General features: G+C 59.9%; 12 protein-coding genes and 1 pseudogene. 4 read left to right on the plus strand and 9 right to left on the minus strand.

Annotated features, from left to right (window positions below; all coding sequences use genetic code 11):
• Positions 1-243: 243 nt before the first annotated feature.
• The 4 genes from U1R88_RS18650 to U1R88_RS18665 all read right to left on the minus strand — a co-directional run bounded on the left by U1R88_RS18650 (position 244) and on the right by U1R88_RS18665 (position 3,680).
• Complete coding sequence (locus U1R88_RS18650; protein WP_322432585.1) at positions 244-1,146, minus strand: ribokinase; 903 nt, start codon at positions 1,144-1,146, stop codon at positions 244-246.
• 76 nt (positions 1,147-1,222) lie between these two features.
• Positions 1,223-1,867: a 2-dehydro-3-deoxy-6-phosphogalactonate aldolase gene (locus tag U1R88_RS18655; protein ID WP_322432586.1), complete on the minus strand. Its 645-nt coding sequence runs from the start codon at positions 1,865-1,867 to the stop codon at positions 1,223-1,225.
• Between the two features lie 36 nt (positions 1,868-1,903).
• Complete coding sequence (locus tag U1R88_RS18660) at positions 1,904-2,776, minus strand: 2-dehydro-3-deoxygalactonokinase (RefSeq protein WP_322432587.1); 873 nt, start codon at positions 2,774-2,776, stop codon at positions 1,904-1,906.
• A gap of 142 nt (positions 2,777-2,918) precedes the next feature.
• The gene (locus U1R88_RS18665; protein ID WP_068283513.1) at positions 2,919-3,680 is read right to left on the minus strand and encodes an SDR family NAD(P)-dependent oxidoreductase; all 762 of its coding nucleotides are present in this window, start codon (positions 3,678-3,680) and stop codon (positions 2,919-2,921) included.
• 246 nt (positions 3,681-3,926) lie between these two features.
• Here U1R88_RS18665 and accD point away from each other — a divergent pair, with 246 nt between their 5' ends.
• A complete protein-coding gene (gene accD / locus U1R88_RS18670; protein ID WP_068283517.1) occupies positions 3,927-4,805 on the plus strand; it encodes an acetyl-CoA carboxylase, carboxyltransferase subunit beta in 879 nt (292 codons plus the stop codon).
• 238 nt (positions 4,806-5,043) lie between these two features.
• Positions 5,044-6,369, plus strand: a complete 1,326-nt coding sequence (locus U1R88_RS18675; protein ID WP_322432588.1) for a bifunctional folylpolyglutamate synthase/dihydrofolate synthase — start codon at positions 5,044-5,046, stop codon at positions 6,367-6,369.
• 9 nt (positions 6,370-6,378) lie between these two features.
• Here the strand turns inward: U1R88_RS18675 and U1R88_RS18680 are convergent, their stop codons facing one another.
• From U1R88_RS18680 to U1R88_RS18690, 3 genes are all read right to left on the minus strand, one after another.
• The gene (locus tag U1R88_RS18680) at positions 6,379-7,428 is read right to left on the minus strand and encodes a serine hydrolase domain-containing protein (RefSeq protein ID WP_322432589.1); all 1,050 of its coding nucleotides are present in this window, start codon (positions 7,426-7,428) and stop codon (positions 6,379-6,381) included.
• Positions 7,429-7,467: 39 nt separating this feature from the next.
• Positions 7,468-8,319, minus strand: coding sequence for a C40 family peptidase (locus U1R88_RS18685; RefSeq protein WP_322432590.1), 852 nt, complete (start codon positions 8,317-8,319; stop codon positions 7,468-7,470).
• Between the two features lie 81 nt (positions 8,320-8,400).
• Complete coding sequence (locus U1R88_RS18690; RefSeq protein ID WP_068283524.1) at positions 8,401-8,751, minus strand: MarR family transcriptional regulator; 351 nt, start codon at positions 8,749-8,751, stop codon at positions 8,401-8,403.
• 496 nt (positions 8,752-9,247) lie between these two features.
• Between U1R88_RS18690 and U1R88_RS18695 the strand changes: the two genes are divergently transcribed.
• Positions 9,248-10,054, plus strand: coding sequence for an ABC transporter permease (locus U1R88_RS18695; RefSeq protein ID WP_156771362.1), 807 nt, complete (start codon positions 9,248-9,250; stop codon positions 10,052-10,054).
• Between the two features lie 84 nt (positions 10,055-10,138).
• Positions 10,139-11,188 (plus strand): glycosyltransferase family 61 protein, encoded by a 1,050-nt coding sequence (locus U1R88_RS18700; RefSeq protein WP_322432591.1) that lies wholly within the window; start codon positions 10,139-10,141, stop codon positions 11,186-11,188.
• Positions 11,189-11,319: 131 nt separating this feature from the next.
• On the opposite strand, the gene U1R88_RS18705 is transcribed toward U1R88_RS18700, so the two are convergent.
• Positions 11,320-12,051 (minus strand): class I SAM-dependent methyltransferase, encoded by a 732-nt coding sequence (locus tag U1R88_RS18705; protein ID WP_322432592.1) that lies wholly within the window; start codon positions 12,049-12,051, stop codon positions 11,320-11,322.
• Between the two features lie 35 nt (positions 12,052-12,086).
• Positions 12,087-12,200, minus strand: a pseudogene (locus U1R88_RS18710) (IS5 family transposase); the annotation flags it as partial.

Here is a 12,200-nt window from a genome sequence, read left to right on the forward strand (position 1 = left end):
CGCTCCGGAGCGTCGTGTGGTTCGGCAAGACCGCCGAACCTGGCAACGACGCGTCAGAACAAAGGGCTAGGGCAAGGCGCGTTCCAGCTTGGAGACACCGTACTCTAGGAATCACAATTCAGCGGCAGTCCGATCGTGACAGGCCGCTGAGCCAGCGCGCGGGTACCACGCCAGGACCGTGGCGACAAGGGGAGCTTGAACTTCCGCCCGACAGGGACTCGCCGCGCTTTGCTAATTTTCAGGCTATGACTGGTGCAGGGCGTCGTCGATCTCGGCCTTGGTCGGGATGGAGGACTGGGCGCCAGGCCGCGTGCAGGCCAGCGAACCGCTGGCGGCGCCGCGAGCCAGGGCAGCGTCGAAACCGAGGCCCTGGTCGAGGGCGGCGGCATAGGCGCCGGTGAAACTGTCGCCGGCGGCGGTGGTGTCGACCGGTGTCACCTTGAGGGCCGGCGCCGTGTGGCGTGCGCCCTTGCTCCAGCCGACCACGCCTTCGGCGCCCAGCGTGACGATGCCTGCGCAGCCGAAGCGCTCGCTGATCACGCGGGCGGCTTCGACAGGGTCGGTCGCCTCGATGCCGGCAGCCTTGGCGACCACCAGGGCCTCGTGCTCGTTGACGACGAGATCATCGACCAGCCGGAGAACCTCTTCGGGGAGCGGGCCGGCTGGCGCCACGTTGAAGACGACGCGGGCGCCGCGCGACTTGGCATGCTTGATCGCCGCGAAATTTTCGGAATCGCGGATCTCGCGCTGCAGCAGCACGATATCGCCCTTGGCGAGATCGAACGTCTCGAGCTGCTCGGCGCGTGTGGCCTGGTTGGCGCCGGACGCGACGACGATGGCGTTCTCGGCCTTCTCATCCACCGTGATCAGGGCGACGCAGGTCGGCTTGTCGACCGGCAGCACCGGGGCAACATCGACGCCGGCTTCGCGCATCACCGAGAGGGCGAGATCGGCAAAGCCGTCATTGCCGCGCGAGCCGATGATGGCGGTCTTCGAGCCGGCACGTGCCGCCGACACCGCCTGGTTAGCGCCCTTGCCGCCGGGCACCATGAAATAACCTTCGCACAGCACGGTTTCGCCGGGGTGGGGGATATGGCTGACATTGGTGACCAGGTCCACGCCAAGCGAACCGAACACGACGATCATAGGGCGGTTTCCTCGATTGTTTTGGAAAGCATAATGGGAAAGGCAAGGCGCGCAACTCGGTCTTGATGGGAAAGGTTCAGGCCGTGCGCTCGCCGTTGAGCGCCCGGATGGCGGCCGTGAGGGCAGCCGCGCGCTCGCCGACTTCGGCGGCGCTGCGCCCGGCGGCGTAGAGGTCCGAACCCACGCCGAAGCCGTCGACGCCGACGGCGAGATAGGGCGGAATGGTCTGGGGCGAGACGCCGCCGACCACCAGGACCTTGGTGCTGCGCGGCAGCACGGCGCGCATGGCCTTGACAGCGGCGGGCGAGGCCATCTCGGCCGGGAACAGCTTCAACGCATCGGCTCCCGCATCCAGTGCGGCGAAGGCCTCAGTCGGTGTGAAGAAGCCAGGAAGGGCCAGCAAGCCGCGCGCCTTGCTGGCCCGGATCACCTCGACATCGGTGTTGGGCGAGACGATCACCGTGCCGCCCGCCTCGGCGACGCCGGTGACATCCTCGACGGTGAGCACGGTACCGGCACCCACCAAAGCGCGTCCGGCGAGGCTGCGGGCGAGAAGGCCGATAGAACGAAGAGGATCGGGCGAGTTGAGCGGCACTTCCAGGATACGGATGCCGGCCGCGACGATCGCCTCGGCGATGGCTTCCACCTCATCCGGCTTGACCCCGCGCAGGATGGCGACCAGCGGCATCTCGGCCAGGGCGGAGGCGAGGGTGAGGCTCATGGTTGTGTCCTTGTTGTCGGTTCGAAGGGCTTGAGGTCAGCGAGCCGCGGCCAGGGTGGAAAGACCGTCGAGGAAGGCGCGTTCGGGCGCGAAGATCTCAATCGCACTGCCGCGGGCCCGCAGCGCCGAAACATAGCGTTTGGCCAGCACGCCATCAGCGACCAGCGTGACGAGGTGGTCGGCGCCATAGCGCTTGAAGGCACCCTCGATCTCCGCATTGATCAGCAGGCCGGAGAGATAGGGGCCGACCTTCTCGCCGCTCATCTCGCCGGCGAGCACACGGGTGCGGGCCTGGAACAGGCGGTTCAGCAGGCCGCGTTCGTCGGTGGCCGCTTCCAGGCCGTCATCGAAGCCGGTGAGATCCTCCGGTTCGGCGGCGAGGCGGGCAAGCAGGCTGTGCTGGCGATAAAGGGCGTAGGTCTCACCCGTCATGAAGGTGGCAAAACCGGTGATGATGCCATCCTCGATCCTTGCCCATTTGGAATGGGTGCCGGGCAGGCAGACCAGGCCGTTGCGGACATCGGTGCCGAAGATCAGGGTTTCCTCGCCGCGCATGACGTCGGGGCCGGTTTCATCGTGTGCGATCACACCGGGAACGATCGAAATCCGCTCGTCGATGCGCAGCAGCGCCTCGGCGAGGCTCTTGGGCGAAGCGGGACAGGTCGCATAGGTGGCCTCTGCCCAGCCATTGCGGGCGCCGACCATGCCGGCCATCAGCACCGGAGCATCGGGGCTGGCCTTCATCCAGGCGCCGCAATGGCGCTCCAGCACGGCTGCGAAACCACCGGCCGGGACTGTCGACATGCCGTCCTCGGCCGAGACCCGGTCGAGCACCTTACCGGCACTATCGAGGCGATAGGCCCGGAAACGGCTGGTGCCCCAGTCCACGGCAATGAGTTCGGAAGTCATGCTGATCCAATCCGGTTGGTGTTGGGTTCGACGCGCCTACATGCGCGCCCGTCCGCCGCCGCGCAAGCGCCATGGCGAGCATCGAGCCTTTATCGGTGCCGAGGATCGAGGCGCTCGACCCTCGCTGAATACGAAGGTTGGCTTAATACCAGCCACCATCCACGATGATTTGCTGGTTGGTCATGCCCGAGGATTGCTCCGAGGCAAGGAAAAGCACGGCCTTGGCGATATCGTCGGGCACGAGTTTGCGCTTGAGCACTTGGTTTCGCGCAATCGCTTCCTCGCCGGCCTTGTCGACCCAGAGCGCGAGCTGGCGCTCCGTCATGATCCAGCCGGGAATGACGCAATTGACGCGGATATTGTCCTTGCCGAATTCACGGGCCAGAACGCGGGTCAGGCCGTAGGCCGCCGATTTGGCGGTGGCATAGGCGCTCAGATCCTCCGAGCCCATCAGCCAGGAGCCGGAGCCGAGATTGACGACGGAGCCGCCGCCGGCAGCGATCATGTCGGGGATGGCGGCTTGGGCGGCGAAGAAGGCGTGCTTGAGGTTGACGGCGATACGGTCGTCGAAATAGTCGGGCGTCACCTCGAAGAATTTGTGACGCTGGTCATGGGCGGCATTGTTGACCAGCACGGTGACCGGCCCGAGCGTGGCGCTGATATCGGCGATGGCGTCCTTCAGGGCCTCGATATCGGTGATATCCGCCTTCTTGAACAGGACGGTGGCGCCGCTTTGGTTGAGTTCGTCCGCCAGGGCCTGGGACGGCTTTTCGGCGATGTCGATGAAACCGACCTTGGCGCCCTGGTCGGCGAATAGCCTGACGGTGGCGGCGCCGATACCCTGCCCGCCGCCGGTGATGACGACGGTGCGGCCTTTCAGATCTGGATAAATGGCGTTCGCCATCCCTGGGACTCCCTGATGTTTCTCGGTCTGAACATGGATTCGTCCTACATATTGCGCGGTTCGCATGCGCCGTCCAGCGTGTGTCGAGAGGGATGGCTCGACTTGACGCCCGAAAACCGCGAGACGGATTGCGGTCATGCGCCTGAGACGCTGACAAAGCCGTTCGGAACGGCTAAGTAGGGCAACAATGATCGACATGCAGACCCGACCCGCCTTGGGCGGGCACCGTGCTTTTAAAGGTATCCCATGAACTGGATCGCCAACGTCGTTCCGCCGCGCATCAAGGACTTCTTCTCGCGCCGCGACACGCCCGAGAATCTCTGGATCAAGGATCCGGAGACCGGGCAGATGGTCTTTCACAAGGACCTGGAGCAGAACAACTACGTCATTCCAGCCTCGAATTATCACATGCGCATGACGGCGACGCAGCGCCTCAAGCTGATGTTCGACGATGGCAAATGGGAAGACATCGCGCTTCCCGAGGTCGTACCGGACCCGCTCAAGTTCAAGGACGAGAAGCGCTATGTCGACCGCCTGAAGGATGCCCGCACCAAGACCGCCATGACGGATGCGGTCAAGCTCGGTGCCGGTACGGTTGACGGCGTGTCGGCGGTGATTGCCGTGCAGGATTTCGACTTCATGGGTGGCTCGCTCGGCATGGCGGCCGGCGAGGCGGTGGTCAAGGGCCTGCTCACGGCGGCTGATCGTGGTGTGCCCTTCGTGGTGTTCGCGTGCGGCGGCGGGATGCGCATGCAGGAAGGCATCCTGTCCCTGATGCAGATGGCACGTACCACGGTGGCGATCCAGCGTTTCCGTGAAACCAGGAAGCCCTATATCGTGGTGCTGACCAACCCGACCACCGGCGGTATCACCGCGTCCTATGCGATGCTTGGCGACGTGCAACTGGCCGAGCCGGGAGCCCTGATCGGCTTTGCCGGTCCGCGCGTCATCGAACAGACCATCCGCGAAAAACTGCCCGAAGGCTTCCAGCGCTCCGAATATCTGCAGGAGCACGGTATGGTCGACATGGTCGTGCATCGCAACGAGATGAAGGCCACGGTGGCGCGCATCTGCCGCCTGCTGACCAAGACCCCGCCCAAGGAGATCCCGGCGGAAGCCGCCTGAGACAAAGGGCTGTAATCCGCCGCTGCCACGTCGGCAGCGCCCATTTCGATCGTCGCGGCGTGGAGGCTCATTCGAGACGGTTCGGGCAAGCCATCTCTCCGCGGGACGAATTCATCAGGCTGCCTACCCAAAGGACGGCTCCGGAACGGGCTGGAGCGCAAATGCCAAAGCCGACGCGGCTTGGATGTGCCCCGTTCAACCCTGTAGTTCATTCCTCGATTCTTCGGTTCTTACACCCATGACGCAGTCCGACGCCTATCTCTCCCGCTTCATGGCGCTGCATCCGAAAAAGATCGACCTCTCGCTCGACCGGATCGAGAGGCTGCTGGCCAAGCTCGGCCATCCCGAGCGGCAGGTGCCGCCTGTGATCCATGTCGCCGGCACCAACGGCAAGGGCTCGACCATCGCCTTCCTGCGCGCGGCGCTGGAAGCCGCCGGCTATGGCGTGCACGTCTATACCTCGCCCCATCTCGTACATTTCCACGAGCGCATCCGGCTGGCCGGGCCCAAGGGGAGCGCTGGCGCCCTGGTGAGCGAGGACAAGCTGATCGAGGCCTTCGAGGCCTGCGAGCAAGCCAATGACGGCGCGCCGATCACCTTCTTCGAGATCACCACCGCCGCCGCCTTCAAGCTTTTTGCCGAGAATCCGGCCGACGTCCTCCTGCTGGAGGTGGGGCTCGGCGGGCGCATGGACACCACCAACGTCATCGACAAGCCGCTCCTCAGCGTGATCACCTCGATCTCGCATGACCATGCCGATTTCCTCGGCACCGACATCGAGGGCATCGCCCGCGAAAAGGCCGGCATCCTCAAGCGCGGCGCGCCCGGCGTGATCTATCCGCAGATCGACGCTGTCAGGGCCGTGATCGAAAGCGTGGCGGCCAAGGTCGGCGCTCCGCTGGTGATCGGTGGGCAGGATTTCGACGTGCATGAGGAGAATGGCCGCCTGGTCTATCAGGACGAGAGCGGCCTGCTCGATCTGCCTTTGCCGCGCCTCGCCGGGCGGCACCAGCACCGCAATGCCGGCCTTGCCATCGCCACGCTGCGCAACCAGACCCTGTTCATCGTCGAGGATGCCCATTTCGAGAAGGCGATGCAGGCGGTGGAATGGCCCGCCCGCCTGCAGCGCATTGCCCAGGGTGCCATCCCCGCCCTGCTGCCGCCAGGCTCCGAGATCTGGCTCGACGGTAGCCATAATGTCGATGGCGGCCGCGTGCTGGCCGAGGCTCTCGCCGAGCTGGAGGAACGCAATCCCCGGCCGCTGGTGCTGGTGACGGGCATGCTGACCACCAAGGATTCCGACGGTTTTCTGCACAATTTCGCCGGTCTTGCCCGTGAGGTGCATACCGTGCCGATCGAGCACAGCGCGGCCGCCCGCGCCCCTGAGGCCGTGGCCGAAGCGGCGCGCCACGCGGGCCTCGCTGCCCGCGCTCATGGCAGCCTTCAGGCCGCGCTGGAGGCGATCGCCAGCGAAGCCTTTCCGGTCGCACCTCGCGTTGTGCTCACCGGCTCGCTCTATCTGGCCGGCGAGATCCTCGCCTTCAACGGCACGGCGCCGAAATAGGACCGGCTTTCAGCTTTTTTCCGCATTGGCGAGGATGATCTCGCGCCAGAGGCGCGTCGGAGTCACCCAGGCGTCGGGCGCATTGTATTTGCCCGAATAGATCACGGCGGCGATACCGGCATCCGGCATCAGCCAGAGGCGCTGGCCGCCATTGCCGAAGCCGGCGACCCAGGGATGCTCGCCGCCGGGCAGGGCTGTCGTCGCATCTGCGCCGATGAACCACAGCCGGCCATAGGCCAGCCCGTCGCCGGTCGGTATCGCCGGCTTGAAGGAGGCCTCGATCCAGGCCGGGGACACGATCCTGTCACCCTTCCAGAAGCCATCGGCGAGCATGAGTTCGCCGATTCGCAGCAGGTCGGCGGCGCGCAGGCGCAGGCCCGAAGCCGCCGACGCGACGCCGTCGTCACCGGCGATCCATTCGAATCTGTCGATGCCGAGCGGCTCGAACAGCGTTTCCCTGGCGAATTCAGGCAGGGTCTTGCCGGTGCCGCGCCGAATCAGCTCGCCAACCAGGGCGACGCTGCCACCCGAATAGATCCAGCGCGTGCCGGGCTGCGCGACGACGGGCCGGTCGAGGACGAAGCGATAGCGATCCGGCGCCATCTCCATGGCGATCTCGCTGTTGAGCGGATCGGTATAGGGCCGCCCTTCGTCCCATTCGAGCCCGAGCGTCATGGTAAGGGCATGCTCGATCCGCAGCCCCTGCCGGTCGGGTGCGGCGATGAGGTCGGGATAGTCCGGAAAATGCGGCAGCAGGGGCGCGTCCGGAGGTGGCACGAGCTGGCGATCGAGGGCGATGCCGTAGAGCAGGCCGACGATGCTCTTGGTGACCGAGCGCAGGTCGTGCAGCGTCTGCGGCCCGAAGTCGACCTCGCCGAGCGGCCTGCCCCAGCTCTCGTCCACTCCGGCCTGGTAATGTTCGAGAACGATGTGTCCGCCATGGCTGGCGAGGACGACATGCAGGTCACGCAGGAGGCCGGAGGCGATGCCGGCGGCAAGCTTGTCCTGCATGGTCAGCCTGCCACCCATGGTTCTTGCCGGCGAGTCCGTCGAGGTCATGATGACTGGCTCCCTGTACCGCGAAACATCCGCCCTGATTCAGTCCGGCCTGACGATGCTGCGCAACGGGCTGCCCGCCGCGGCGATGCGCGCAATGCCATCGGCCAGGCCCTCGACCATCACGGTCATGGTGTGGCCGGTGGCGTGGATCATCGTCTTTTCGTCGCGGACCATAGCGACGTGACCCTTCCAGAACAGGAGGTCGCCGCGCCGCAATTGCGCGAGCGGGCCGGCGGGATCGAGCCGCTCGCCCGGCAGTTGGCCTTCCTGCATGTCGCTGTCGCGCGGGCAGGCCAGGCCGCAGGCATGCCGTGCCGTCTGCACCAGGGCCGAACAATCGAGGCCGAGGCTCGACTTGCCGCCCCACAGATAGGGCACACCGATGAAATGTTCCGCGACCGCGACCGGGTCATCCTGTTTGAAATCGACGGGCCTGGCATGGGCGGCGAAGACGAAGCCCCAATCCTCGAGGCGAAGGAACGGCCCCTCGCTGGCGACCACGGAAAGCGCGGAACCATGGCTCAGCGCCAGCATCACCGGCGCCTTGATCGATGGCACTGGGTAGATGAAGCTGCGCAGCACGCCAATGTGATGGGTGGCGGGGCGTGGGGCCGCCAGCGCATTGGCGGACAGCCAGCCCACATACCCATCCCGACCGGCCTGGCCCCAGGCCCAGCCTTCCATCTCGTCATAGACGGTGAAGCTCTCGCCGAAGAGGAGCTCGGTATCGATGGAGGCTGAGAAATCCGGATCGGGCCGCAGCGGCACCGCCGTCTCGATCACGCGGCGCTCGCGGCCCTCGACATAGCGCGGCGCCGTGACGGTGCCGCGCAGCGAGGCGGCGGCAAGGTCCGGCCGGGCCGGGGTAATGCGACGATCATGGGCAGCCAATGCAACAGGTCCTTCAAACGGGTCTTGTCTTCAATGGAGCAGCCTGTACCGTCCCGCAAGATCTTCGCACGCCCAGGGTCGTCAGCGCGGAAGGTCCTTGCCAAGGGCGACCAGGATGTCGCCGAGCTTCTCGACATAGAGCGCGCCATCCACCGTGCGCTGGATGATGACATTGCGCCGATCGAACTCATCGCGCCGCCTCGCGGTGAGCTTGAGCTTGGCTAGGCTGTCGAGCGCTCGGGTGATCACCGGCTTGGTGACATCAAGCTTGCTGGCGAGACCGCGCACCGTATGGGGCGGGGCTTCCAGATAGACGGTGAGCAGGATGGCGAGCTGCCGGCTCGACAGATCGGGCTGGGCATCGCGCACCAGCGTCAGCATGACATCATGCCAGAGCCGCAACGCTTGCGCCGGCCGCATCTCCACCGCCATCGCCCTCTGTGCCTCCCTGCTGCCGGCATTCGAGCGACCAGAATAGGGGTGAAATCACGCAGATTGGGTTAATTTGAGGAATGTCAGACGAGTGTCCTAGAAAGGCAAGGAGCTGTACCGATTAGCGTTATATCAAGAAAAAATCTAACCTAAACCCGAGATGATGGTACATATTTTGAAATTCAGTCAGTTATTTCATATTAATTTAAATAATTAGAAAATCTATGGTAGATTAATATACAAAGTACGAAGATATATTTATAAATTATTAAAAATATACCTTATTTATTCCGAATAAAAATCTAAAAGTCGTGCTAAATACAAACTTTCCAGGGTGGAAACCAATTCATAGTTTGGTTAAGAGGAGCGTGCGTGATATAGCTGGCCCTGCAAAAGAATGTTGCTGTTTGGGTTGCGGCTACAGGGAGCCAGGGTGAATTCCCGCACGGTTTCAACCTCAAGACAGACCAACTGGCAGACTTAGGATGTATTCGGTGTGAGTACCATTCAGTACCAGGCACCCAGCTTGTTTGTTGCCATGAGAAGGCAACGACATGTGTTTGCTGCCTTGATCCTGCGTACCATGAGGACTCGTTTTTTTGGCCATGGTCTAGGCTATATCTTTGCGGTTGGATGGCCAGTTTCGCATATCCTGATATTGATCGCTATAATGTCAATCAGTCATCGGGCCGCACCTTTTGGTGACAGTGTTGTTCTATTCATCGCAACAGGATCAATACCATTTATGGTATTTTCTTATCTTGCTCGCTTTATGATGGTTGATCTTATTGCAAACAAACCGTTGTTGGCTCTTCCTGAGGTGAAGTTGGTAGATGTCCTAATCGCGGTAGCGGTGTTGGAAATGTTATCGGCCTTTACTGTGACCATTATCATGATCATTCTAGGCTGGGCCTTCGATATTCCCATTGTACCATATGATATAGCAGAGGCCTTTTTTGCTCTCTGCGCGGCGGTCATCCTAGGATTGGGGATGGGCGTTCTCAACAGTGTCATCATGATGATGAACCAAATGTGGATGACGGGGTACACACTGTTCAATATTGCAATGTGGGCAGCATCCGGTGTCGCTTTCGTGCCGAGTTCTGTACCGGACCCGTACCGCACCTGGCTTTCCTACAATCCGGCGCTTCAGGTGGTCGAATGGATGCGATCGGCCTACTACCGTGGCTATGGTGAGGATTTGCTTGATCGAAGTTATGCGATTGAATTTGGTATTGTAACCCTTGGCCTGGGACTTATCCTGGAGCGCCTCACTCGGGGCTACATTCTTTCGACGCGCTGATGTGAGTCGATCATAAATAGATCGCTGCAATTTGAAATTGGTCTTGGACGCAAACCTTTTCCCGACGATTCTAAATGCGAAGACATGGATAGCCTGTTGTCAAACTCAATATTGAAGCCATGTGATGGGTTCTGGAATGACCCTCGCTGGAACACAACCGAAGCAAAGGTGGGCGATCCGGCAATTGCCCATGTGGCCGAGGCCATCTTCACACCGATGGTCGCCTTCGGTAAATGGGGCGTGTTCGATCTGCAGGGCGCGATCATTCGCGATGCAACAGACTACAAGGGACCTCAAAGCGAGGATTTGGTCCAAATTCCGCAAATGCCTTGTGCTCTGGGCGACGTCATTGACCGGGGCACATCCAATGTGATTTTCGGTGGACGTATCAATCTCTATTACGGGCATTTCTTGTTCGAGACACTGCCTCGCCTATGGTCGATCGCGCGACATGGCCTGGCGGGCAGGAAAATACTCGTCCAAGCACAATGGCCGATGGATCAATGGTTCGATCGCCATTTCGTGCAGGTGTTTTTGTCCGCGCTTGGCATAGAACGATCTGACATCATTCAGTGTACTCAACCTGAAATATATCACGACGTCGAAATCCCTCTGCCTTGTCTTCGGCAGAATGCTTGGGTTCATTCACAAGCGACGCGCGATCTATTTGTTAAAATAGGCTCCCGTATCCTTGAAGGAATTCCAGAACGACCTGTCGAAAATCCAGTGTATATTTCGAAAACAAAGTTACCGCATAAAATTAGTGGCATCATAAATGAGATAGAGATAGAAAATATATTGAGGGCTGCAGGAGTTGACATTGTATATCCTGAAAGCATGTCGCTTAAGGATCAGTTGGTACTGTTTAGAGATAGAAAAACAATTTTGGGAACCGTTGGGTCTGCTTTTCACTCTGCCGGATTTGCCCAAAGTCGGGCCCGCCAGGTTATGGTAGCGCATGGCGCACGGGTTAATCCGAACTATGGTCTGCTGGATATAGCGTTCAACAGCAAGACAGAATATTACTATACAGACCTCATAGTCGAGGCTGGCAAAACGTCAGACACCGGCTATGCGTTGCATTGTAAAGATACACGAGCTGTAGCTGAATCGCTTTTGAGGCTCGTTGCATAATTGCGATGCCTGGCGAGTTTCCGGCTCCGATAGTGCATGGCAGGGAAGGAATCAAAGGGAAGGGTAACTTACCTTTGATTCCCAAATAAGAGACTTAGTTCCAGATCTTCATTGACATTGGGATTCAGAAATCAAAGCCAAAAGAATCGCCTCATTTCCTCAGCCGTTCGCAGCTTTGAGGTCGGCAGAATTTCGCATTCTTCAATAAATCTCCCGTATCCATACAATTCCAGATCTATCTTTGACCATTTACGCCAGATATTCCAATAGTTTTCTTCAAGAACTTTTGACTTTGGATCAAGATTAGTACACAATACGAGGCCAGTGGGCGGGGCATCGAAAACATAAATATCAAGATCTGGTCTATATTCCTTAAGTATAGGTAATACTTTCCATACGTCTCCTGTCCAAAAAGAGCCATTGTGAGCTCGTGTAAGCATTGACGTGTTGGTGGGAATGCAATCGTGAATACAAATAATCGAATTCTTTTTACAGAATTTTTCTGTATTATAAAAATCTCTCAATAATGTTTCGGCTTCGTGTAAGCCGTCCAAAAATGCTAAATCAATTTCAGTATTTAGTAGTGCCACGGGATCGTATTCTTTAAAGAAATCATCGCTTTTCATCTGGAAATACATCGTGACGGGACGTTTTCCTGCAGGCTCTGTTGGCCCACCAAAATATGGATCGACGGCAAGCGATTTGCACTTAGCAAGGTTTAGAGAGTGGCCTTTGTTCGTTCCAATCTCAAAATATGACTTTGGATCCAAATAGCTATGTAGCCAACTCATTACCTCGAAATATATATTCCCGCTTAGTGAAGTAATATTTTTATTTTCAGGGGTATTTGAAGAGTCGGCCATCAATTCTACCTCTAGGTGCCCTTTTAACCTGTATGCTAGGCCTCGTGGACAAAGGGCAGCCACAGCAATGCGGATGCGAGGCTGACGAAGCCGAGATATGACTCTCTGGTTTTGTCATATCGGGTGGCGATGCGACGCCAGTTCTTGAG

It is taken from the genome of Labrys sedimenti (genome assembly GCF_034424805.1).
Lineage (GTDB): Bacteria > Pseudomonadota > Alphaproteobacteria > Rhizobiales > Labraceae > Labrys > Labrys sedimenti.

Coding starts and splice junctions, on each gene's coding strand:
- U1R88_RS18650 (WP_322432585.1), bottom strand. CDS start 1,146: ATGATCGTCGTGTTCGGTTCGCTTGGCGTGGACCTGGTCACCAATGTC.
- U1R88_RS18655 (WP_322432586.1), bottom strand. CDS start 1,867: ATGAGCCTCACCCTCGCCTCCGCCCTGGCCGAGATGCCGCTGGTCGCC.
- U1R88_RS18660 (WP_322432587.1), bottom strand. CDS start 2,776: ATGACTTCCGAACTCATTGCCGTGGACTGGGGCACCAGCCGTTTCCGG.
- U1R88_RS18665 (WP_068283513.1), bottom strand. CDS start 3,680: ATGGCGAACGCCATTTATCCAGATCTGAAAGGCCGCACCGTCGTCATC.
- accD (WP_068283517.1), top strand. CDS start 3,927: ATGAACTGGATCGCCAACGTCGTTCCGCCGCGCATCAAGGACTTCTTC.
- U1R88_RS18675 (WP_322432588.1), top strand. CDS start 5,044: ATGACGCAGTCCGACGCCTATCTCTCCCGCTTCATGGCGCTGCATCCG.
- U1R88_RS18680 (WP_322432589.1), bottom strand. CDS start 7,428: ATGACCTCGACGGACTCGCCGGCAAGAACCATGGGTGGCAGGCTGACC.
- U1R88_RS18690 (WP_068283524.1), bottom strand. CDS start 8,751: ATGGCGGTGGAGATGCGGCCGGCGCAAGCGTTGCGGCTCTGGCATGAT.
- U1R88_RS18700 (WP_322432591.1), top strand. CDS start 10,139: ATGGATAGCCTGTTGTCAAACTCAATATTGAAGCCATGTGATGGGTTC.
- U1R88_RS18705 (WP_322432592.1), bottom strand. CDS start 12,051: ATGGCCGACTCTTCAAATACCCCTGAAAATAAAAATATTACTTCACTA.